We start from the raw sequence: 23,360 nt of genomic DNA, 5'->3' as shown, positions 1-23,360 counted from the left end.
GCGCAGCGTTGATCTTTGCGCAAAGCTTGGGCATTGTCGGTACAGACGCTCACGACATCTGACGCCGCTGGCAAGGGCGCGAAAACATCGCCAGACGGTGGTCGTCAAGCCTGTTGCAGAGCGTCCGATCAGGGTTTGCTCGTAGTCAAAAAGGGTTACAATTGAATGGCAACCCGCTGGATAAAGGAGCGTGTCCATGCAAGTGAATATCACCGGGCATCATGTGGAACTTACCGATCCTCTCCGCGATTACGTCAACGAGAAGCTCGCTCGCCTCGAACGGCATTACGACAACATCACCAATGTTCAGGTGACACTGTCGATCGAGAAGGAGCGCCAGCAGGCTGCCTGCACCTTGCACGCAGCAGGCGCTGACCTCCACGCCCTGGCAGAAGACCCCAACATGTACGCTGCCATCGACGCGCTCGCCGACAAGCTGGATCGCCAGCTGGTCAAACACAAGGAAAAGTCCCAGGCTCGTGCTCAGGGCACCGGGACCCGTTGACCTTCAGCCATGACACTTGATCAGATCCTTCCCCCCGAGCGCACCCTTTACGGTGTCCCCGGGGGGAGCAAGAAGCGGGTGCTTGAATTCTTCAGCACCTTCATCGCACAGAACATTCCCAGCCTGGATAGCCAGGAAGTCTTCTCGCGCCTGATCGGGCGCGAGAGACTGGGGTCGACCGGCATCGGCCACGGTGTGGCCGTGCCCCATGCACGCAGCCCGCATTGCAAGACACCAATCGCTGCGTTTCTGAAGCTCGGTGAACCCATCGACTTCGATGCCATCGACGGAGAACCCATCGATCTGCTGTTCGTGCTGCTGGTGCCTGAGGAAGCGGACGAGACCCATCTGACGCTGCTCGGGCAGGTCGCGGAATTGCTCAATTCCCCGACCAATCGCTCGGCCCTGCGCCAGGCAGACAGCCAGCGTGCACTCTTTGAGGCATTGACCCAAGCCATCGCCGAATTACCGGCGCGCTGAATCACAGGCCCGGACATCGTCCGGGCTTTCGTCTTGCTGGCCTCCCATCGGCCGACGTACAGCGCACTGATAGCGGGCAACCTTCTGCCCCACCCCTGCATTCTTTCGACGTTGACCTCGCCCTTGGAGAGCACTTCATGAAGATCGTGATCATCAGCGGCCGCTCCGGCTCCGGGAAATCCATCGCTCTCCAGGCGCTGGAAGACATTGGCTACTATGCCATCGACAATCTGCCCGGCATGCTGCTGGCGCCACTGGTCGATCAGCTCGAACAGGACAGCCCGGCACGCCGACGTATCGCGGTCTCCATCGATGCCCGCAACCTGCCGGAAGCCTTGACCCGCTTCCCCGAATTGCTCGACAACGTCCGCCAGAGTGGCATGGACGTGCAGGTCGTCTACCTGACCACCGATTCGCGAGTGCTGCTGGAACGCTACTCGGCGACCCGGCGTCGTCACCCTCTGACGCGCGACAACGACCACACCCTGGCCGAGGCCATCGAGATCGAGCAGAAGACGCTCGCCCCGATTCGCCAGAAGGCCGATCTGGTCATCGACTCGACCAACCTGAGCGTGCACGACCTGCGCTCGCGGATCACCGAGCAGGTCGCCCAGCACAGCTCTCGCCACCTGACGCTGACCTTTGAATCCTTCGGCTTCAAGCATGGCGTGCCGACCGACGCCGACATGGTGTTCGATGCCCGCTGCCTGCCCAACCCGTACTGGGACATCAATCTGCGCGGCGATACCGGTCGCGATGACAGCGTGGCCGAATTCCTGCAGCGCTACCCCACCGTCCAGGCGATGCATGACGATATCGCCGGCTGGCTGGAACGCTGGCTGCCCGCCTATCAGGACAGCAACCGCAGCTACCTGACGGTGTCCGTGGGCTGTACCGGCGGCCAGCATCGCAGCGTCTACCTGTGCGAGCAGCTGGCGAGCTACTTTGCCGAGCGCCTGCCTGAGGTGCGCCTGCGTCACCGCGAGCTGGGCATTCATACCGCGCTGAGCAACCCAGGTGAGACAAGTGATCAGCAGGAGCATCGCGATGCCCTCTCGTGAGCTGACGCTGACCAACCGCCGCGGGCTGCACGCCCGCGCAGCCACCAAGCTGGTCAATTGCTGTGCGCCCTATTGCGCAACGGTGATGGTCAGCCATGGCGAGCGACGCGCCAATGCAGCCAATGTCATGGCGTTGCTGATGCTTGCCGCACCCTGCGGCACCACGCTGTTGATCGATGTCGAGGGCGAACAGGCCGATGAGGCGATGCTGGCCATCGAGGCGCTGTTCGAGGCGCGTTTCGAGGAAGACGAATAACCGCCACTGACAGCGCTGTACATTTGCGCCATGCATTAGCGCTGTACATCAGGGATGTGCATTGCGACACGTTCTTCTGGCGCTTGCCTCCCTGCCCCTTTCGCCCTTTGCGCACAGCCTTCCTTTCGGCCCGCTCCCTTTTCGGTCAGCCCCCTCGCGCAGCGCCCCTGGGCAGCTCCATCACTGTTTACGCAGGGCGTCTCGCGCCTGTTCTTGCACCTGCCCTCACGCCTACCCTTATCCCTGGCCCTGCACCTATCCTTGCCTTGGCAGCCATGCAACGCTGCTTTTGCGCCAGTGACGGAACGTAGATTGTTCTTTTGATAAGAAACACTGTTTTCTTTTGTCGACGCGCCCCCCTACGCCAATGGTAGAATCAGCACTGTCCTTCATGTCGACAGGGGAAGCCGACAGATGAGCAAGACGTCTCGTAAACTCAAGCCAAGACTTGATCGCCTGTCACAGGCGCTGGAAAGCGGCGAGCTGGAACAGGCAAGACGCATGCTCAATCGCGGCCTCGCGCCGGTGGACGTGGCCCACCTGCTGGAATCCTCGCCCCCCAAGGAGCGTAATCTGCTCTGGGAGCTGGTCGATGCCGAGCTGCAGGGCGATGTCCTCCAATACCTTGGCGAAGACATCCAGACCGACTTCCTCAAGGATATGGACGCCGTCGACGTTCTCGCCGCCACCGAGAACCTGGAGCCGGATGATGTCGCCGACATCCTGCAGCGCCTGCCGAATACGGTGATTCTCGAAGTCCTCGACTCCATGGAGGCGCAGGAGCGCCTGCGCGTCGAAACGGTACTGTCCTTCCCGGAGGATACCGCCGGCGGCCTGATGAACACGGACACCATCACCATTCGTCCGGACATCACCCTGGACGTGGTGCTGCGCTACATTCGCCGCCACGAGCGCCTGCCCGACTCCACCGATACCCTGCTGGTCGTCTCACGACGCGATGAATTCATCGGTGCGCTGCCCATCAACCGCCTGCTGGTCTCGGACCCCGGCGTCACGGTGCGCGAAGTGATGGACACCGACAGCGTGGTGATCCCGGCCCTGATGCCGGAGAACGAAGTCGCTTCGCTGTTCGAGAAGCACGACCTGATCTCGGCGCCCGTGGTCGGCGGCGATGGCAACCTGCTGGGTCGCATCACCATCGATGACGTGGTCGACGTCATCCGTGGCGACGCCGAGCACCAGGTGATGTCGATGGCGGGGATGGATGAGGACGAAGACACCTTCTCTCCCGTGATACGGACCTCGTGGCGCCGCGCCGTCTGGCTCGGTATCAACCTGCTGACCGCCTTCATGGCCTCCGCCGTGATCGGCATGTTCGAAGGCACTATCGAGAAGATCACCGCGCTGGCCGTGCTGATGCCCATTGTCGCCAGCATGGGCGGCATCGCGGGCTCTCAGGCACTCACCGTCCTGATCCGTGGTATCGCGCTGGGGCACGTCAAGAGTGGCAATGTCAGCTGGCTACTCAAGCGCGAAGTCATCGTCGCGGGACTCAACGGCCTGTTATGGGCCGTGGTGGTGGCAGGCATCGCCATCGTATGGTTCGGGGATGTCCAGCTGGGGGCGATCATCGGCGCCGCGATCATGATCAACCTGTTGATCGCCGCCGTGACGGGCACACTGTTGCCGGTACTGCTCAAGAAGCTCAATATCGACCCTGCTCTTTCCGGCAGCGTGATATTGACCACCGTGACCGACGTGATCGGCTTCATGGCCTTCCTGGGGCTGGCGACCTGGCTCTATCTGTAACGCCCGACGCGGTTAGTGACTACACCAGAAACAACACGGCCGCCCCCTCGGGAGCGGCCGTGTTGTTTTTCGCCTGTCACACGAGACAGAAGCGTCAGTGATCAGCCTTCCAGCTCACCGTCTTCGCCTTCGGACATGCCCGCGACGGTCATGCCATCGATCAGCCAGCTACCGCTGTGGATGCTGCCACGCGTATCGACATCATCGCCTACCGCCAGCAGATTGGCCGCCATGTCGCGCAGATTGCCGGCAATGGTGAATTCCTCGACCGCATGCTGGATCTCCCCGTTCTCGACCCAGAAACCGGAGGCACCGCGTGAATAGTCACCCGTGACGCCGTTGACGCCCTGGCCCATCAACTCGGTCACCAGCACGCCGGTACCCATCTGCTTGAGCATCTCATCGAGCGAGGTCAGCGGCGCGGTGATGCGCACGTTGCGCGCGCCGCCGGCGTTGCCGGTGGTCTGCATGTTCAGGCGACGGGCACTGTAGGCGCTCAGCATGTAGCTCTGCACCTTGCCGTCGGCAAAGTAGACATTGTCACGCGTCGCGACGCCATCATTGTCGAAGGCGGCGCTGGACATGCCACCGACTTCCCGCGGCTTCTCGCCCAGCGTGAACCAGTCGGGGAACAGCGGCTGACCCAGGCTATCGCACAGGAAGCTGGACTCACGATACAGCGAGCCGCCGGCGATGGCAGACAGGTAGTGACCGATCAATCCAGCCGACATCTGCGGGTCGAACATCACCGGCATGCGACCCGTCGCCACCTTGCGCGCATTCAGACGCGCAAGCGTGCGGCGAGCGGCTTCACGCCCCACCGACTCGGGGGAACGCAGGTCTGCCGGATTGCGCACGCTGGTGTAGTCATAGTCACGCTGCATGCCCTGTGCATCCTTGGCGATCAGCATGCATGACATCGAGTGACGACTGCCGCACTGGCTGGCCAGGAACCCGTGGCTGTTGCCATAGACCTGCACGCCTTCGCCACTGGAGAAGCTGGCGCCTTCGGACTGCGCGATGCCTTCCACTTCCAGCCCGGCACGCTCACAGGCCAGTGCCAGGTCGGTCGCTTCATCGACGCTGATCGCCCAGGGATGATGCGCCTTGAGATCAGGGAAGTCGGTGGCCATCAGCTCGGCCGGCGCCAGACCGGCAAAGCTGTCTTCGCCGGTATAGTGCGCGATGGAGACCGCCTTCTCGACCGCGGCACGAATCGAATCGCTGCCGGCATCGGAAGATGTCGCACTGCCCTTGCGGTTGCCGAGATAGACGGTCACGCCGATGCCCTGGTCACGCGACAGTTCGACCGTCTCGACTTCGCCGTCACGCACCGAGATGCTGACGCCCTGATCGACGCTGGCACCGACCTCACAGGCGTCGGCACCCAAGCTGCGGGCAAGCTCGAGAGCTTCGCTGACGCGACGCTCGAGCAGTTGTTGCTGAGCAACGGCATCAAAGGCCTGGCTCATGTTGTTCTCCTTCTGAGGAGACGGGGCGCTGGCAATGCTATACTGCCGCAAATTTCCCCGACTCGTTGGAATTGGCATGCGTAAAGAAAGACCTGAGGAGCTCGTCGAGCGTCCCAGCAAATCCCAGATGAAGCGTGAAATGATCGAACTTCAAGCGCTGGGCAAGAAGATCATCGACATGCCGGCCGGGCAGCGCGCCAAGTTCCCGCTCTCCGATGACATGCTGGCCGCCATCGATGAATGCGGCCGCATTCGCAGTCACGAGGGCCTGCGTCGTCACATGCAGTACGTCGGCAAGCTGATGCGCAAGGAAGACCTCGAGGCTATCAACGCCGTCTTCCAGAGCATGGAACAGCAGAGCATCCGTCGTGATGCCTCCTTCCAGCGCCTGGAGCGCTGGCGTGACCGCCTGATCGAGGATGACGAAGCCTTCGTGATCTTCGTCGAGGACTACCCCGAGGTGGACCGCCAGGCACTGCGTCAGCTGATCCGCAACTCACGTGCCGAACGTGATGCCGGCAAGCAGCCCAACAGCGCCAAGAAGCTCTTCAAGCTGCTGCGTGCCGAACTCGATCTCTGATTCTGGCATTTCCCGCTTCATCGACGCCGCTGCGGCCCTGCCACGGCGGCGTCGTCATATCTGCTCCCTGTCGTTCAGCCTCATCGGCTCACGACTGGGTGCCTCCCACCGTCAATTCGTCGAGCTTCAGGGTCGGCTGGCCGACACCGACGGGCACGGACTGGCCGTCCTTGCCACACACGCCGACCCCGGTATCCAGCTCGAGATCGTTGCCGATCATCGAGACGCGCCCCATCGCTTCCGGGCCATTGCCGATCAGGGTCGCACCCTTGACCGGCGTGGTCACCTTGCCGTCCTCGATCAGGTAGGCCTCACTGGCCGAGAACACGAAGCGCCCGGAGGTGATATCCACCTGACCGCCGCCGAAGCTGACCGCGTAGAGGCCACGCTTGACGCTCTTGATGATCTCCTGCGGATCGCGATCGCCACCCAGCATGTAAGTATTGGTCATGCGCGGCATCGGCAGATGGGCGAAGGACTCGCGACGCGCGTTGCCCGTCGGCGCCATGCCCATCAGGCGAGCATTCAGCTTGTCCTGCATGTAGCCGGTGAGGATGCCGTCCTCGATCAGCGGCGTGTACTGCCCCGGGGTGCCTTCGTCATCGACGGACAGCGAGCCACGGCGATCGGCCAGGGTCGCGTCATCGACCACGGTGACGCCGCGTGCCGCGACCTGTTCGCCCATGCGGCCCGAAAAGGCAGAGCTGCCCTTGCGGTTGAAGTCACCCTCCAGACCATGACCGACCGCCTCGTGCAGCAGCACGCCCGGCCAGCCATTGCCCAGCACCACCGGCATCTGACCGGCCGGTGCATCGATGGCCTCGAGATTGACCAGCGCCTGACGCACGGCTTCACGCGCGTAACGCTCGGCGACATTTTCATCGCGCAGACGAGTCACCGGGAAACGGCCACCGCCACCGGCACTGCCACGCTCGCGACGGCCATTGCGCACCGCGATCACGCTGATGTTGAAACGCACCAGCGGACGCAGGTCCGCGGCGAGGGTGCCATCGCTGGCACGCACCATCACCACTTCGTAAAGCGCCGACAGCGAGGCCGACACCTGACTGATGGAGGGGTCGAGGCTGCGCGCGATGCGGTCCGCTTCCTTGAGCATCGCGACCTTGTCCTCGGCGCTCAGGCCATTCAACGGGTCGATGCCCGCATAGAAGGACGGAGCCTGGGTGATGATCGAGCTTGCGACCGTACCGCTGCTGCCGCTGCGCGAGATACCCGCCGCAGTACGGCCAGTGTCGGCAAGCGCGGCGGCATCGATCTGATTGGAGTATGCGAAGCCGGTCTTCTCCCCCGCCAGTGAGCGTACGCCCACACCACCATCGATGTTGTAGCTGGCGTCCTTGACGACGCCGTCTTCCAGCACCCAGCTCTCCTGCCAGATACGCTGGAAGTAGAGATCGGCATAGTCTGTGCCCGGGCCCATGGCATGTGCCAGGCCAGCATCCAGATCATCCAAGCTGAGCCCGCCCGGGGTCAGCAACAGGGCCGCGGCATCGTCGAGCACGCGACCGGAACTCGCATTTTGCGTCATTCGGCACTTTCCAGAGTAATGTTCGGGTCGCCCCAGGGGCCTGATACCCGATAGTGAATTTGCGTCACCTTGTCGATGAAGCGGCCGAAGATCTTGTCGGCCACGAACAGCGCCCCGCCCACGGCGGGTGCGCCTGCCAGCACGGCGGCCAGCGGAAGGTTCTGGCTGACCGGTACCGTGATGGCCATGCGTTGATCAAGGGTACCGCGAAGCAGATCGACCTGCCCGTTGAGTGTCACGGTGGTGGACGGCGCCTCGATACGCAAGGAGCCATCGCTTTCCAGCCGCCCATCGAAGAGCGTCGCTGCGCCGCGCACCTTGTCGAAGGCCGTCCCCTTGTCGGTGACGTCAGAGAAGTCCAGCGACAGGCGGCGCAGCAGGTTATCCACATTGACCAAGCCCAGCAGGCGGGCGGAGGTCGAGCCCAGATTCAGGAAGCGTCCGTCATCCAGCTTGATCTCGACGCGACCATTGGAGCGTGACAGGGCAAAGTCCTGCGGCGCACCGGGCCAGGCCAGCTTGACCTCGGCCCGGGCGCGGTCCGCCTCGATGCCGCGGGGCTGGGAGAGACGCTCGAGCAACCCGCCCAGGTCACTGCCATCGGCGGACAGGCGAGCGCGCGTCAGACTGTTGGCGCCGGCATCTTCCCAGGTGATGTTGCCCACTGCGGTGATCCTGCCCAGCGTGATGGAGAGCGGCAACACCACCAGCTGCTGGCTGTCGGCGGTCCAGTCGGCACTGATCGGCCCCAGCTGCTGATCGCGCCAGATGAGGTGTGCCAGACGCAGACTGCCCGCGGGCAGGTCGGCAAGCTCGGCGGGATACGGCGTCGGCTCGATGCCGACATCGATAGCCTCGGTAAAGTTGCCTGGCACACTGGCGGTCTGCGTCTCCTGCTCGGCATCCGCGGGCCACAGGGCGTCGAGATTCAGAGTGTCCAGGTCCAGAATCAGCGGTCGCGCGGCACCTGACTGCCACACCAGCTCACCACTGGCGAGCTGACCATCCAGCGTCGCGGCCAGCCCCAGCCCTTGCTGCTGCGAGCTCTGGCGCGGCGCGGCCTCCAGCGTCATCGGCCCCGTACACCGGGACTGGATCATCAGACAATCAGTGGCAACGCGCAGGCGTGACAAGGCACGCAGGGGATCGCTCTGCTCAGCGTCGCTGCCCTCTCCACTCGCGCTGCCCTCTCCACTCGCGCCACCTTCACCGGAGAGCGCTCCCGCCCACGGCTTCCAGAGCTCAGGGGCAAGGGTCGGAGTGCGCCAGGCGATGTCCCAGCCGGTCTGGGTGGGCCACTGCGGGTCGCTCGGCCAACGCTCCAGCCACAACTGCCCCGTTATCGGCACCGTGCTGCTATCATCACGCGTATTGCCGCCTTTCCAGCGTGCCCGGGCGCGATTGTCGAGTCGCACATCACCGCCACCCTCCGCGAGACCGATATCCACCGCCAGTGGGGCCGCCTCCTCTCGCGTCTTGCCAAAGGGTGCCGGCAGATTGATGGCCACTCCCTTGAGGTCACTCGAGAGCGCCAGAGTGGCGCCGTCATCGGGCAGCATCAGGCGCGCCTGGTAGTTGAACTCGCCGCCCAGCGCACGCGGCGTCTCGCCGTCCTGCAAGGCGACCCGAGTGTTCTCGGCGGCATCGCCGATCAGGTGCTCGGGCGCGCCCAGCCAGCCCAGCACCGGTGCCAATGGCGCCTTGCCATCGAAGGTGATCGCGCCCTTGCTGTGTGAATCTGCCTGCCCGATGTTGAGCGCTGCCTTGACCGCACCGCCGAACAGCTTGCCGGAGAGGTTGCCGGTCAACTGCTCACGACGCCCCTCGGGGTGGGAAGGGTCATGCACGAACTCGAGCGGCCCGCGAATATCGTCAACCTCGATGCCCGGCCCCGGGAAGGCAAGCGTCGCCGCCTGGCGCTCGCCGACCTTGCCCGCCGCCGTGATGCGCGCCTGCTCGGCGTCCTCCAGGGGCACGCGAATATCCATGGACGCACCCACCGAGCCCTTGCCCTGCCATTCGGCGAGCAACGCAGCGGTATCCTCGAGCGGCGCATGCGAGAGCAGATCGAACAGCGCCTCGACGCTGCCGGTCACATCCCCCTGGATACTCAAGGTATTGTCCTGCATGTCGACATCGGCCTGACGCACCGACAGAGGTGCTGCACCGCCCAGCGCCGTGGCAGGCTGAGAGTGCGCCGCCGCGACCGTGGCACTCAGTGCATTGTCGTGCAGCGCGAGGTTGCCCTTCACGCCCTCCAGCGCAGGCCAGCCCTCGGCGTAACCGAGTCGCCCGTCCTCGATGGCCAGCTCAAGGTCCAGCGAATCGCCGGGTCCATAGCCATCCTCGCCATTGTCGTCATCCCACACCTGGGTGAGATGCAGGCTACCCTCGGGGACCTGCCCCGCGACATCGCGCGTCAACCACTCGCTCAACGCCGGGTCCAGCACCTTCATCGGCAACCAGGAGGCCAGCGGAATGCTGCGGGCATTCACGTCGCGCATCTCGAGATCCAGCTGGAAGCGGTCATGATCCTGAGCGGGAATCTGCAGGCCGAAGCCGCCCGTCACATCGGCGCCGGCGCGCTGGATATGCAGGTCATGCCCCGTGACGCTGCTGCCACTGTCATCGACCTTGACCTCGACCACTCCGTCGGCGGCCTCGAGCTGCCAGCCGTCGCCGAAGACTTCGGGGAAGTGGAAGCGCATGCCCGGGTCGCCACGAAACGCGATCCGGCTCGCGATGCCGCCCTCCTCAAGACTCTGCGCGGTGACCCAGGCCGCCAGGGGGCCGAGTCCCGGGGCGCCCTGCCAGGGTTCCACCTCTGCTCCGGTCAGGCCCAGCGCCAGCGTCATGGTCAGCGGGGTATCGAGCCCGATCCCGGCCAGCGACAGGGAGAGGCCGTTGGCCGTGCCACGCGGATCGAGAGACTCGAGCACATCCCCAAGCTCGCCGAGCGCCAGCACATTGCGCCAGCGCGCCACCTTTTCCAGATCGAAACTGCTGGTGACCAGCGACACGCTGCCATCGGCGAGATCCCCCGACAGCGATATACGCTCGGGCAGGCTGGCAAGCGCCGTGGAGGCTTCTGGCGATGACGCCGCTTGCGGCGTCTGGCCGTTACTGCCTGCCACCGGGGCGCCGGCCGCCGGAGTGCCGGCCACCGGAGCGCCGGCCGCCGGGGCGTCATCGAGTTGCGTGGCGCCGACCGAGATCTGATTGAGCCAGGCCTGCCAGCGATCACTGCCCGCCAGGTCACGCAACCACTGGCCACGTGCATGAATGTCCTTGAGCGCCAGCTGGGCGCCATGGTGATCCAGCGTCAGACGATTGAGATCGAGACGCAGGCGAGCATCTTCCAGCCGCGCGTCACGCCAGCGCGCCCACAGCGTCGCGTTGCCATCGGCGTCGCGCAGCATCAGGCTGTCGCGTTCGCCCATCAGGCGACCGACACTCGCCAGCGCACCGGCGTCCAGCTCCACCTGCAGCTGGGCCGAGTAGTCGGCGAGGCCGTCGTCTCCCGGCAGCACTTCCAGTACGGCGCTGACTCCGGCCTGAGGCGATTCCCCAACCCGCAACTGGCCTTCCAGATGCGCGCGGTCTCCTTCTCCCGACAGCAACAGTTCGGCGGCATTCAGGTTGAGGGTATCGTTGCGACCATGCAGCACCAGACGCACATCCTCGAGCCGCACTCGTTGACGCGCCAGCAGCGCCAGCCCCTGCTCCGTCTGCGCAAGGCTCACCTGCCCTTCGGGTTCGAGCGCTTCGGGAGGACGCGGCGGCCCCGGCCAGCCCCAGCTGCCATCTTCACGCTGGTACAGGTGCACGATGACGCCGGTGGCGGTGGCGCGATCAAAGACAGGCGCCAGATGGCGCAGGGAGGAGAGCACATCGAGACGGGTTTCCAGATGGGACACGCTCAACAGTGGCGCCGCCTGCATCTCGTCGGGACGAAAGAGGTTCAGACCGGACAGCTTGATGGCCGGATCAAGGTGATCCATTCGGCCCTCAAGCGATGACATCCCAACATTGGAGTGGGTCTGGGTGGCAATGAAGTCACTGATGGACTCACTGCGCGAATCCAGCGTGGTCAACCACCAGCGCAGGCCCCCGATCAGGATGGCCAGCAACGCCAGCAGTACCGCGAGCGCCATCAGCAGCCCGCGCGCCCAGCGCCGCCCACGCGAGGGTGGCGCTGGCGCCGCAGCGGGCGAAGACGGGGTGTCGTCGACGCCCTCCTGCACCGCCTCTTGCGAGGTAGAACGTGCCGCCTCTGGTGAGGTAGAACGGGTCACTGATGGTTCTCCGAACAGGACAGACTCACGATGTGGATAACGCGACTCCCGGCTTCATCGCAGGCACGGTGGCTGACAGATCACATGAGCACAATATCGTACTGCTCCTGGGTGTAATGCGCCTCGACCTGGAAACGGATGGTCTTGCCGATGAAGCTCTCGAGGTCCGCCACGGCCGCGGATTCCTCGTCCAGCAGTCGATCGACCACATTCTGTGAGGCCAGCACCATGTAGGTATCCGGGCTGTAGGCTCGCTCTTCGCGCATGATCTCGCGGAAGATCTCATAGCAGACCGTCTCCGGCGTCTTGAGGGTGCCGCGCCCCTGACAGGTCGGACAGGCCTCGCACAGTACCTGCTCCAGACTCTCTCGCGTGCGCTTGCGCGTCAGCTGCACCAGACCCAGCTCGGTCACACCGGTCATCTTGTTCTTGGCGTGATCACGCTCCAGCGACTTCTCGAGCACCCGCAGCACCTGGCGCTGGTGCTCGGTCTCTTCCATGTCGATGAAGTCGATGATGATGATGCCGCCGAGATTGCGCAGCCGCAGCTGGCGCGCGATGGCGGTCGCCGCCTCGAGATTGGTCTTGAAGATGGTCTCTTCGAGGTTGCGATGGCCAACGAAACCACCGGTGTTGACGTCGATGGTGGTCATCGCCTCGGTCTGGTCGATCACCAGATAGCCACCACTCTTGAGCTGCACCTTGCGACCCATCGCCTTGTGCAGCTCATCCTCGACACTGAACAGATCGAAGATCGGTCGCTCGCCGGGGTAATACTCGATGCGCCCTTCCATGTCCGGCATGAATTCGCTGGAGAATTCCTTGAGACGCAGATAGTTCTCGCGGGAATCGATGCGCACGCGCTCGATCTCGTCGCGCATCACATCGCGCAGCGTGCGCATGAACAGTGGCAGATCATCGTAGATGACGCTGGGCACGGCAGCCGTGAGGCGACGTTCACTGACCTTGCGCCACAGGCGCAGCAGGAAATGCATGTCCTGTTTGAGTTCCGCCTCGCTGATGCCCTCGGCGGCGGTGCGCAGGATGAAGCCGCCGGGCGCCTCCGGATCAAGCTCCGTGAGGCAGCGCTCGGTCATCTCCTTGAGGCGGTCACGCTCGACATCGCTCTCGATGCGCTGCGACACGCCGGTATGCGGCGAGTCCGGCATGTAGACCAGATAGCGTGACGGCACCGACAGATGCGTGGTCAGCCGGGCGCCCTTGGTGCCGATGGGGTCCTTGGTGACCTGCACCACCAGTGGCTGGCCTTCGCTGAGCAGCTCGCGGATCGAGAGCTGCTCATCATGCGGCGTATGCGCCGGCATGACTTCCTGGGCATGGATGAAGGCCGCCCGTTCGAGACCGATATCGATGAAGGCCGCCTGCATGCCGGGCAATACTCTCACCACCTTGCCACGGTAGATGTTGCCGACGATGCCGCGTCGCCCGCTGCGTTCGATGAAGGCTTCCTGCAGGACACCGTTCTCGACTACCGCCACGCGGGTCTCCATCGGTGTCAGGTTGATCAATACCTCGCCGCTCATAGCGCAAGTCCTTGTAAAGTCGTTGCTTGCGATTATGACATAGCTAGGGAGCCCCCGGCTGTGATCTATCGACTAAGGATTTCCTGCAACGGGTATTTTGTGCCACGCACGCAAGCCATCGTCTTCGTGATGACGCTGGTGCGCTGACTCGACGCCCGACTGATGCAGCGTGGGACATCGCCCGTCAGAGCGGTTGCCACGGCTGAACGCCCGCCTTGCTCAAGAGCTGTGCGGTCTCATGCAGCGGCAGCCCGACCACGGCGCTGTAACTGCCCTCGAGATGACTGACAAAGACGGCGCCGAGCCCCTGGATGGCGTAACCACCCGCCTTGTCAGCGGGCTCACCGGTCGCCCAGTAGCGCGCGGCCTCCTCCGGGGTGATGGTACGAAAGGTCACGCGGCTCTCGACCAGCTCGCTCTCGCAGCGCATGTCGCGCCCGGCGTCGCCATGACACAGCGCCACACCACTGAGCACCTGATGACTGCGCCCCGAGAGACTGAGCAGCATCTCGCGCGCGTCCAACTCGTCGCGCGGCTTGCCGAGAATGCGTCCATCCAGTGCCAGCGCGGTATCCGCGCCGAGCACTCGCCGCCCCACCATCCGACCTGTCGTCCGCTGCGCCAGAGCCGCGAAACCGGCCTGCGACTTCTCTCGCGCCAGACGCAGCACGTAATGCTCCGGCGACTCATTGGCCTGCGGCGTCTCATCGATATCCGCCGGCGCCACCTCACATTGGATGCCGATACTGGCCAGCAGGTCACGACGACGCGGCGACCCCGAGGCCAGAATCAATCCCGGATCAGCAGCGTCCTGTTGATCAGAGCCCTGTTGAGCAACGCCCTGAGACATCACGTTGCGTTGCGTCGTGGCGCCAGAGTTCGCAAAGAGCGAGGAAGCGGGGCTGTCGGCATCGGAAGTGGATGGCCTGGAAGCGGATGACATGGAAGACCTCGTGAAGATAAACATGGCTGACAAGTACCAGAAAGCCGCCCGTAGGCGGCTTTTGGAAGCTCACAAGAAGTGCTATCGATGTGCGAGTGGCACTCAGGCCGCGACCCGCCGACGCAGCATCTGCAGCAGAGTATAGAGCCACGGCCACAGCGCGCCGCCGATGACCGCCGAGAGCAGGAACGACAGGCTGACCGGGCCGGCACCGAACAGGCTGCGCAGCCATTGATCCAGCAACTGTGCGATGCCCAGCACCACGATCACCAGCAACGCCTGCTGCAGCAGGGAATAGGCGCGAATACGCTGATAGAGCAGCACGCCCATGAAGGCCGTCAGCGACAGCACCAGGGCGTTGTGCCCCAGCGGTGCGCCCTGCAGGACATCCAGCGCCAGCCCGAACAGGAAGCCGTGGAAGACTCCGACACTCTGCGGCGAGACGATGCACCAGTAGACCAGCATCAGACCCAGCCACTGGGGCCGCCAGATCAGCCACACATCCGGCAATGGCATGACCTGCAGACACAGCGCCAGCAGCAGAGAGAACCAGCACAGCAAGGTGGTCTGGGGACGAAAGGCCATCAGTTGTCCTCCCCGGCAGCGTCGGTGGGTGCCTGAGCGTCTGCCGCATCCTCGGCAGAGCCTTGCGCGGCATCGTCACCCTCGGGCCTGGGCGCCGCCAGGTTGTCACGCGGCAACTCATCGAGGCTGTCATCGACATACAGGTTGTCGGTATCCACCGGCGGCGGCATCTGGATCAGGAAGTTGCGCGATCGCTCCAGCTGCGCGATGGGCTCGGCACTCACGCGGGCGAACGGCTTGCCGGGATCATGATAGACCTCGGTGACACGTGCTACCGGCAGGCCGCGCGGAAAGCGAAGCGCCAGCCCGGAAGTCACCAGCAGATCCCCGACACGAATGTCGGCGGTATCCGGCACATGCAGCACATCGACCTGATCGATCTTGCCGCTGCCCTGGGCGATGAAGCGCAGGCCATTGCGATTGATCTCGACCGGCACGGCGTGGCTGGCATCACTGATCATCAGCACTCGACTGTTATAGGCCGACGTGGAGATGACCTGCCCGACGAGACCATAGGCATCGAGTACCGGTAAGCCGATGCGCACGCCATCCTGCTCGCCGCGGTCCACCACCATGCGGTGGGAGAACGGGTCAGCATCGAGGGTCAGCAACTGGGAGGTGATATAGGGGATGTCGCTACGCTGCCCGGCATTGAGCAATTCGCGCAGGCGCGTATTCTCGGAGGTCAGGCTCGCCATGCGTTGCACACGGCTGGACAGATTGAGCAGCTGTTCGCGCAGCGCGCGGTTCTCGTCGGCCAGCTCCTGCTGATCGGCAAACACCAGCGCGCCCCAGCTGAGGCCTTCCGTCGGCAAGCTGACGACCCATTGCACGGGCGATACCAGCGTCGCCATGCTGGCGCGCACATCGACCATCCAGCTGAAGCGATCTTCGGCAAACATCAGCGCGAGTGACAGCACCGCGCACAGCAGCATGCGGTAGCCGGGCACGGGGCCACGCGTGAACAGGGGTTTGATAGCACGTCCTCCGACAGGCCGGGACCAGCCGTACAGCACACAGCATGCCCGGCCCCGGACGAGGTCAATCGCTCGACAGCAGCTCGAAGGTGTGCTGATCGATCATTTCCAGCGCCTTGCCACCGCCGCGCGCCACGCAGGTCAGCGGGTCTTCGGCGATGATCACCGGCAGGCCCGTCTCTTCCGCGATCAGCTTGTCGATGTCACGCAGCAGCGCACCACCACCGGTCAGCACCAGGCCACGCTCGGCGATGTCGGAAGCCAGCTCCGGCGGAGACTGCTCGAGCGCGCTCTTGACCACCGAGACGATGGCCGCCAGCGGTTCCTGCAGCGCATCGAGAATCTCGTGGGAGTTGAGCGTGAAGGAACGCGGAATACCCTCGGCCAGATTGCGGCCGCGCACGTCGATCTCGCGCAGCTCGCCACCCGGGTAGGCACAACCGATCTCTTCCTTGATGCGCTCGGCCGTCGCCTCACCGATCAGGCTGCCGTAATGGCGACGCACATAGGAAGTGATGGCTTCGTCGAAGCGGTCACCGCCGATACGCACGGATTCGGAATAGACCACGCCGTTGAGCGAGATGATGGCGATCTCAGTGGTACCACCACCGATATCGACCACCATGGAGCCCATCGCCTCTTCCACCGGCAGGCCCGCACCGATCGCGGCAGCCATCGGCTCCTCGATCAGGTAGACCTCACGCGCGCCGGCCCCTTCGGCCGATTCCTTGATGGCGCGACGCTCGACCTGGGTCGACATGCACGGCACGCACACCAGCACACGAGGGCTGGGTGTCAGGAAGGTGCTCTGATGCACCTTGCGGATGAAATGCTGGAGCATCTGTTCGGTAACGGTGAAGTCGGCAATAACGCCGTCCTTCATCGGTCGGATGGCCGTGATATTGCCGGGGGTGCGCCCCAGCATGCGCTTGGCATCGGCACCGACGGCCGCCACACTGCGGGCATTCCCGGACTGGCGAATGGCCACGACTGAGGGCTCGTCGAGCACGATACCGCGACCGCGCACATAAATAAGCGTGTTGGCAGTACCCAGATCGATCGACAGATCGCTCGAGAACAGCCCACGTAAACGTTTAAACATGGAAGTTGATCACCTAGTCCAGACCGGAACCCTGTGCAGACGCGAACGGTACCATTGCCACCCCATGGCGGCAAGCTGACACGCCTGCCAGAGCGACGCAGATGTGGTACATTTCACGCCGAATCACACTGTAACGGCGCATTCGGCGACAGATTGCTCCATCGCTGCAAAGCGCGCTGTTTTACAGGGTAACGGGCATCGGGTTTGCCGGGACACCACAATTTTCGAATTCGGCTTTTCGCGCTCGTCGCGCCAGTCTGATTTCGCGTGGTCGTCTCTGACTCCTGCCGTCACCTCAAGCCTCTCGAAGCCAAGACAGGGAAACTTCAATGGCCCTTGAACATTCAGATGTGCTGCGTGCCGCTCACCTCGCACGCCTGGGTCTTGCCTCGCAGGATGCCGAAGCCTACGTCGAGGATCTCGACCGGATTCTCGCCATGGTCGACCAGCTGCAACAGGTCGATACCGACGGCGTCGCACCGCTGGCGCACCCGCTGGAAGCCACGCAACGCCTGCGCGCGGACGAAGTCACCGAATCGAATCAGCGCGAGCGTTTTCAGCAGGTGGCCCCGGCCACAGAGCAGGGTCTGTATCTGGTTCCGCGCGTCGTCGAGTGATCTCGCCTGGCAGATCGCTCACGCATCGTGACCGACTGCCATCGGATACCACGTCACGCGGCACGCCCCGTCCGCCCCGGAATTTCTGCGGATGATGCCCGGCGCATCGTCTGCACTGATGGAATCGAACATGTCATCGTCCATTGCACTACATGACAAGACGCTCAGTGAGCTGGCGCAAGGCCTGGAGGCCGGCGAATACACCAGTCGCGAGCTGACGGAAGCCTTCCTGGCCCGTATCGAACGCCTCGATGGCGAGCTCAACAGCTACATCACCCTGTGCCGCAAAGAAGCGCTGCGTGATGCGGATGCCGCCGATGCACGCCGTGCCGCCGGCAATGCCGCCGCGCTGACCGGCGTCCCGATGGCCATCAAGGACATCTTCTGCACCGAAGGTGTGCGCACCAGCTGCGGCTCGAAGATGCTCGACAACTTCGTCTCGCCCTACGACGCCACCGTGATCGAGAAGCTCAAGGCCGAGGGCGTGGTGATTCTCGGCAAGACCAACCTCGATGAGTTCGCGATGGGCTCCTCGAACGAGAACAGCCACTACGGTGCCGTCAGGAACCCGTGGGATCTGTCCGCCGTACCGGGTGGCAGCTCCGGCGGCAGTGCCGCCGCCGTCGCCGCAGGCCTCGCACCGGCCGCGCTGGGCACCGACACCGGCGGTTCCATCCGCCAGCCGGCCGCCTTCTGTGGCATCACCGGCCTCAAGCCGACCTACGGTCGCGTCTCGCGTTACGGCATGATCGCCTACGCCTCCAGCCTCGATCAGGGCGGCCCGATGGCTCGCTCCGCCGAAGACTGCGCGCGCCTGATGAACGTGATCGCCGGCGCAGACCCGCGCGACTCCACCAGCGTGGTGCGTGGCGTGCCGGATTACGTCGAAGGACTGGACTACAACCTCAAGGGCCTGAAGATCGGCCTGCCGAAGGAATACTTCGGCGAAGGCCTGTCCGAGGAAGTCGAAGCTTCCGTGCGTGCCGCGATCAAGGTCTTCGAGGATGCCGGTGCCAGCGTGCAGGAAATCTCGCTGCCGCATACCCACCTGGCCATCCCGACCTACTACGTGATCGCGCCGGCCGAGGCCTCCTCCAACCTGTCGCGTTATGACGGCGTGCGCTTCGGCCATCGCTGCAATGACCCGCAGGACCTGGAAGACCTCTACAAGCGCACTCGCGAGGAAGGCTTCGGCGACGAGGTGAAGCGTCGCATCATCATCGGCACGCACACCCTGTCCGAAGGCTTCTTCGATGCCTACTACATCAAGGCCCAGAAGGTGCGTCGCCTGATCCGCCAGGACTTCCTCGATGCCTTCGATCAGGTCGATGTGCTGATGGGCCCGGCGGCACCGACCCCGGCGTTCGATCTCGGCGCACACAAGGACCCGCTGTCCATGTACCTGCAGGATCTCTACACCATCGCCATCAACCTGGCAGGCATTCCGGGCATCAGCGTGCCGGCCGGCCTGGCAGGCAAGCGCCCGGTGGGGCTGCAGATCCTCGGCCCGCACTTCGGTGAGCAGACCCTGCTGGGCGTCGCGCACCAGTTCCAGCAAATCACCGACTGGCACCGCCAGCGCCCGGAATTCGGACAGGAGCAAGCCTGATGCAATGGGAAGTCGTAATCGGGCTTGAGGTTCACGCTCAGCTCGCCACCCAGTCAAAGATCTTCTCCGGCTCTTCCACCACCTACGGTGCCGAGCCCAACACCCAGGCCAGCGCCGTGGACCTCGGTCTGCCGGGCACCCTGCCGGTGCTCAACGAGCAGGCCGTGGCCATGGCCGTGCGCTTCGGCCTCGCCGTCAATGCCGCCGTTGCCGGCCGTTCGGTGTTCGAACGCAAGAACTACTTCTATCCGGATCTGCCCAAGGGCTACCAGACCAGCCAGATGGATCAGCCCATCGTCGGCCCGGGTGTGCTCGAGATCCTTCTGGAAGATGGCACGCGCAAGTCGATCCGCATCCATCACGCCCACCTCGAGGAAGATGCCGGCAAGTCGCTGCACGAAGACTTCCAGGGCATGACCGGCATCGACCTCAACCGTGCCGGCACACCACTGCTGGAAATCGTCTCCGAGCCGGACATGCGTTCCGCCAAGGAAGCGGTGGCCTACGTGAAAGCGATCCACGCCATCGTCACCTACCTGGGCATCTCGGACGGCAACATGGCCGAAGGCTCGCTGCGTTGCGACGTCAACGTCTCGGTGCGCCCCATGGGTCAGGAAGCCTTCGGCACCCGCGCGGAGATCAAGAACGTCAACTCCTTCCGCTTCATCGAACGCGCCATCCACTTCGAGGTGGAGCGTCAGATCGAGCTGATCGAGGACGGCGGCAAGGTCGTGCAGGAAACCCGCCTGTATGACCCGGACGCCGACGAGACGCGCAGCATGCGCACCAAGGAAGAAGCCAACGATTACCGCTACTTCCCGTGCCCGGATCTGCTGCCGGTAGAAGTGGATGAGGCCTACATCGAACACCTGCGCCAGACCCTGCCGGAACTGCCGGCCGAGAAGCGCGCACGTTTCGAAAGCGAACTGGGCCTGTCCGCCTATGACGCCGGCGTGCTGTCCGCCAGCCGCGAGATGGCCGACTTCTTCGAGGAAGTGAAGGATGTCTGCGGCGACGCCAAGCAGGCCGCCAACTGGGTGCAGGGCGAGCTGGCCGGTCGTCTCAACAAGGAAAACCTCGACATCACCGTCAGCCCGGTCTCCGCGGCCCAGCTGGGTGGCCTGATCAAGCGCATCGTCGATGAGACCATCAACGGCAAGGCCGCCAAGCAGGTGTTCGCCGCACTGTGGGATGGCGAAGGCGAGAGCGCCGACGAGATCATCGAGTCACGCGGCCTCAAGCAGGTCACCGACACCGGTGCCATCGAAGCCGTGGTCGATCAGGTGATCGCAGACAACCCGGCCCAGGTGACCCAGTATCAGGAAGCCGAGCCGGACAAGCGTGGCAAGATGATCGGCTTCTTCGTCGGTCAGGTGATGAAGGCCTCACGCGGCACCGCCAATCCGCAACAGGTCAACAAGGTGCTGAAAGACAAGCTGGATAGCCTCAGCTGAGCCTGTCCATCAGTCGCTGAATGAAAAAGCCCCCACCGTCATCACGACGCTGGGGGCTTTTTCATGCTCTATCGAACAGCAATTGACTGCCGCCTATGCGGGCTCACGACTGCCACACACCTGGCAGCCGGGGTCGCGCTTGAGGCCCATGCGCCGCCATTCACCACTGAGGCCATCGAAGGTGGCAAGGCCGCGATGCACGCTGCCGGCACCGCTGATCAGCTTGAGCGCTTCCAGCGCCTGAAAGGCGCCGATGATGCCGACCAGCGGCGCGATGACGCCACTCTCGGCACAGGTCAGTTCTTCATCGCCAAGCTCATCCGGCGGATACAGGCAGCCATAACACGGTGCCTGTGGCTCACGGCGATCAAACACTGCCAGCTGACCGGAGAAGCGTATCGCGGCGCCGGACACCAGCGGGGTGCCCGCTGCCACGCAGGCGGCGTTGATCGGGAAGCGCGAGCTGAAGCGATCGGTGCAATCGAGCACCACGTCTGCGGCAGTCACCTGCTCGGTCAACGCCTTACCCTGCAGCCGCTCGGACAACGCGATCACCTCGATGTCGGGATTGATCGCCAACAGTGAGGAGGCAAGTGATTGCGCCTTGGGCTGATCGATGTCGGCGTCACCATGGGCGATCTGACGCTGCAGATTGGACAGCTCGACGTGGTCATCATCGGCCACCACCAGGGTGCCGATGCCCGCGGCTGCCAGATAGAGCGCTGCCGGGCAGCCCAAGCCGCCCGCCCCGATCACCAGGACCCGCGCCGCCAACAGGCGTTGCTGCCCGGCGATGTCGACCTGGGGGAGCAGGATCTGGCGCGAGTAACGCAACAATTGCGAATCTTGCATGGGAGAAAAGCCGCCTATCGGTAAATGAAGTGAGGTGCCACGCGCCCTGCCTGACACCAACAGGGCTTGCCATTACTTGGCATCCAGTTCCTCGATATCGGGCACATGCAGCGAGAACTGCTCCTTGACCTCTTCCATCACCACATAACTCTTGGATTCCTTGACGCCGGGCAGCGTCAGCACCACATCGCCGAGCAGCTGACGATAGGCGGACATTTCCGGAATCCGGCACTTGAGGATGTAGTCGAACTGACCGGAGACCAGATGACATTCCTGGATCTGCGGCAGCTTGGAGACGGCGCGGCGGAATTCATCGAACACCGACGGCGACTGCGTCTCGAGACTGATCTCGACGAAGACCAACAGATTGGCCTTGAGCGCCTTGGGGTCGAGCACCGCCTTGTAACCGCGGATGACGCCGGCACGCTCGAGGCGCTTGACGCGCTCCAGGCACGGCGTGGTGGAAAGGCCGACTTCCGAGGCGAGGTCGACATAGGAGATACGGGCATTCTCTTGCAGGCAACGCAGAATCTTGAGGTCGATGCGGTCCAGAGAGCGTGATTTTGCTTTCATTGTAATAGTTTTCCCAGCAGGGTGACTTGCAGCAGGATCATCCGTGTTCCTGGCTTCCGTGCAGTCAGGCCGTCGGATAACAAGGGGGTTATCAGATGACCATGCCAATCATGCAGGTTCATTACTACCATACCCGGCCAACAGGGGATACGCCTTCACTAGCGGTGCTGTGACGAGGATTCCACGCAGACTCCACTGAAAACGGTGGAATGCACTACAGAGGTAGCAAGTGCGAAGATGTCAGCGGGGACCACGCACGGGCACCGCTAACCGGTGCCCGGCGAGCATCAGGCCAGCTTGCCCAGCGTGATGCGTTCTCGCCCGCCCAGGTCTTCCAGGGTCTCGACGTCGATGAAACCGCCGGTACGCAGTGCCTCGCGCACTTCATTGCCCTGGGTGAGACCATGCTCCAGCATCAGGTGACCACCTGCGGCCAGATGCTGCGGTGCCGTCGCGATCAGATGCAGGAAATCTGCCAGGCCGGCCTTTTCCGCGACCAGCGCAGAACGCGGTTCGAAGCGCACATCGCCCAGCACGAGATGCGGGTCGTCATCGGCCAGATAGGGGGGGTTGGCGGTAATCAGCGCAAAGCCGGTCTCGATGACGCCACTGAACCAGTCACTTTGGCGGAATTCGGCATTGGCGATCGCCAGACGCTCGGCATTGCCGCGAGCAAGCTGCACGGCCCCCTCGATGAGATCGACCCCCAGTACCTGCCACTGTGGGCGATGACGCGCAAAGGCCAGCGCGATGGCACCGGTGCCGGTACCGAGATCCAGCAGCTTGCCGCTGGTGGCCTCGGCCAGTTCCAGCGCGCACTCCACCATGACCTCGGTGTCCGGGCGCGGAATCAGCGTGACCGGCGAGCAGGCCAGCGTCAGACCATAGAACTCACGCCGCCCGAGCAGATGCGCCACGGGATGGCCCTCGGCCCGGCGTGCCAGCAGCGCCTCGAAACGTGCCACGCCCTCGGCGCCTGCCTCGCTCTCGAGATCCCGATCGCCCCAGGTGTAGAACCAGGTGCGCTCACGTCCCATCACTTCGCCCAGCAGCAACTCGGCATCCAGACGCGGAGAATCGCTGCCCGCCTCGCTCAGACGGGCAGTCGCGGCTGCCAGGGTGACATCGATTCTCAC

20 protein-coding genes are annotated in these 23,360 nt (G+C 63.9%); 9 read left to right on the top strand and 11 right to left on the bottom strand.

Annotated elements, in window-relative coordinates:
* The first annotated feature begins 196 nt into the window (after window positions 1–196).
* From hpf to mgtE, 5 genes are all read left to right on the top strand, one after another.
* On the top strand, window positions 197–505 hold the full coding sequence (hpf, locus tag AC5WNI_RS03500; RefSeq protein ID WP_175088343.1) for a ribosome hibernation-promoting factor, HPF/YfiA family: 309 nt from the start codon (window positions 197–199) through the stop codon (window positions 503–505).
* Window positions 506–514: 9 nt separating this feature from the next.
* Entirely contained in the window at window positions 515–985 is a 471-nt protein-coding gene (locus AC5WNI_RS03495; RefSeq protein ID WP_043332557.1) for a PTS sugar transporter subunit IIA, read from the top strand.
* Between the two features lie 137 nt (window positions 986–1,122).
* A complete protein-coding gene (gene rapZ / locus AC5WNI_RS03490; RefSeq protein ID WP_175088344.1) occupies window positions 1,123–2,046 on the top strand; it encodes an RNase adapter RapZ in 924 nt (307 codons plus the stop codon).
* The gene (locus AC5WNI_RS03485; RefSeq protein ID WP_175088345.1) at window positions 2,033–2,302 is read left to right on the top strand and encodes an HPr family phosphocarrier protein; all 270 of its coding nucleotides are present in this window, start codon (window positions 2,033–2,035) and stop codon (window positions 2,300–2,302) included. The genes rapZ and AC5WNI_RS03485 overlap by 14 nt, the downstream gene beginning before the upstream one ends.
* Before the next feature lie 414 nt (window positions 2,303–2,716).
* Window positions 2,717–4,072, top strand: a complete 1,356-nt coding sequence (gene mgtE, locus AC5WNI_RS03480; RefSeq protein ID WP_175088346.1) for a magnesium transporter — start codon at window positions 2,717–2,719, stop codon at window positions 4,070–4,072.
* A 101-nt stretch (window positions 4,073–4,173) separates the two neighbouring features.
* On the opposite strand, the gene pmbA is transcribed toward mgtE, so the two are convergent.
* Window positions 4,174–5,544 (bottom strand): metalloprotease PmbA, encoded by a 1,371-nt coding sequence (gene pmbA / locus AC5WNI_RS03475; protein ID WP_175088347.1) that lies wholly within the window; start codon window positions 5,542–5,544, stop codon window positions 4,174–4,176.
* 76 nt (window positions 5,545–5,620) lie between these two features.
* On the opposite strand from pmbA, the gene yjgA reads away from it, so the two are divergent.
* Complete coding sequence (yjgA, locus tag AC5WNI_RS03470; protein ID WP_285460096.1) at window positions 5,621–6,124, top strand: ribosome biogenesis factor YjgA; 504 nt, start codon at window positions 5,621–5,623, stop codon at window positions 6,122–6,124.
* 88 nt (window positions 6,125–6,212) lie between these two features.
* Here the strand turns inward: yjgA and tldD are convergent, their stop codons facing one another.
* The 7 genes from tldD to AC5WNI_RS03435 all read right to left on the bottom strand — a co-directional run bounded on the left by tldD (window position 6,213) and on the right by AC5WNI_RS03435 (window position 17,119).
* The gene (gene tldD, locus AC5WNI_RS03465) at window positions 6,213–7,673 is read right to left on the bottom strand and encodes a metalloprotease TldD (RefSeq protein WP_175088349.1); all 1,461 of its coding nucleotides are present in this window, start codon (window positions 7,671–7,673) and stop codon (window positions 6,213–6,215) included.
* Window positions 7,670–11,968, bottom strand: a complete 4,299-nt coding sequence (locus tag AC5WNI_RS03460) for a YhdP family phospholipid transporter (protein WP_487885996.1) — start codon at window positions 11,966–11,968, stop codon at window positions 7,670–7,672. Before AC5WNI_RS03460 ends, tldD begins: the two co-directional genes overlap by 4 nt.
* Window positions 11,969–12,048: 80 nt before the next feature.
* Window positions 12,049–13,512 carry a ribonuclease G gene (rng, locus tag AC5WNI_RS03455; RefSeq protein WP_175088351.1) on the bottom strand — a complete coding sequence of 488 codons (1,464 nt, stop codon included), beginning with the start codon at window positions 13,510–13,512 and terminating at the stop codon, window positions 12,049–12,051.
* Window positions 13,513–13,696: 184 nt separating this feature from the next.
* On the bottom strand, window positions 13,697–14,455 hold the full coding sequence (locus AC5WNI_RS03450; protein WP_487885995.1) for a Maf family protein: 759 nt from the start codon (window positions 14,453–14,455) through the stop codon (window positions 13,697–13,699).
* A 102-nt stretch (window positions 14,456–14,557) separates the two neighbouring features.
* On the bottom strand, window positions 14,558–15,040 hold the full coding sequence (gene mreD, locus AC5WNI_RS03445; RefSeq protein ID WP_043332574.1) for a rod shape-determining protein MreD: 483 nt from the start codon (window positions 15,038–15,040) through the stop codon (window positions 14,558–14,560).
* A complete protein-coding gene (mreC, locus tag AC5WNI_RS03440; protein WP_487886001.1) occupies window positions 15,040–16,017 on the bottom strand; it encodes a rod shape-determining protein MreC in 978 nt (325 codons plus the stop codon). The genes mreD and mreC overlap by 1 nt, the downstream gene beginning before the upstream one ends.
* Window positions 16,018–16,081: 64 nt before the next feature.
* Window positions 16,082–17,119, bottom strand: coding sequence for a rod shape-determining protein (locus AC5WNI_RS03435; protein ID WP_043332576.1), 1,038 nt, complete (start codon window positions 17,117–17,119; stop codon window positions 16,082–16,084).
* 329 nt (window positions 17,120–17,448) lie between these two features.
* On the opposite strand from AC5WNI_RS03435, the gene gatC reads away from it, so the two are divergent.
* The 3 genes from gatC (at window position 17,449) to gatB (ending at window position 20,799) form a co-directional block, all read left to right on the top strand.
* A complete protein-coding gene (gene gatC, locus AC5WNI_RS03430; protein WP_054555110.1) occupies window positions 17,449–17,736 on the top strand; it encodes an Asp-tRNA(Asn)/Glu-tRNA(Gln) amidotransferase subunit GatC in 288 nt (95 codons plus the stop codon).
* 130 nt (window positions 17,737–17,866) lie between these two features.
* Window positions 17,867–19,345 (top strand): Asp-tRNA(Asn)/Glu-tRNA(Gln) amidotransferase subunit GatA, encoded by a 1,479-nt coding sequence (gene gatA, locus AC5WNI_RS03425; protein ID WP_285460094.1) that lies wholly within the window; start codon window positions 17,867–17,869, stop codon window positions 19,343–19,345.
* Window positions 19,345–20,799, top strand: a complete 1,455-nt coding sequence (gene gatB / locus AC5WNI_RS03420; RefSeq protein ID WP_175088353.1) for an Asp-tRNA(Asn)/Glu-tRNA(Gln) amidotransferase subunit GatB — start codon at window positions 19,345–19,347, stop codon at window positions 20,797–20,799. The genes gatA and gatB overlap by 1 nt, the downstream gene beginning before the upstream one ends.
* A 93-nt stretch (window positions 20,800–20,892) precedes the next feature.
* Here the strand turns inward: gatB and AC5WNI_RS03415 are convergent, their stop codons facing one another.
* The 3 genes from AC5WNI_RS03415 to prmC form a co-directional block, all read right to left on the bottom strand.
* Complete coding sequence (locus tag AC5WNI_RS03415) at window positions 20,893–21,651, bottom strand: HesA/MoeB/ThiF family protein (protein WP_175088354.1); 759 nt, start codon at window positions 21,649–21,651, stop codon at window positions 20,893–20,895.
* Between the two features lie 72 nt (window positions 21,652–21,723).
* Complete coding sequence (locus tag AC5WNI_RS03410) at window positions 21,724–22,224, bottom strand: Lrp/AsnC ligand binding domain-containing protein (RefSeq protein WP_043335877.1); 501 nt, start codon at window positions 22,222–22,224, stop codon at window positions 21,724–21,726.
* A gap of 287 nt (window positions 22,225–22,511) precedes the next feature.
* Window positions 22,512–23,360, bottom strand: a complete 849-nt coding sequence (gene prmC / locus AC5WNI_RS03405) for a peptide chain release factor N(5)-glutamine methyltransferase (protein WP_285460092.1) — start codon at window positions 23,358–23,360, stop codon at window positions 22,512–22,514.

Source organism: Cobetia sp. PDI-12MA, from assembly GCF_059507695.1.
This window is presented reverse-complemented; position numbering and strand designations above follow the sequence as displayed.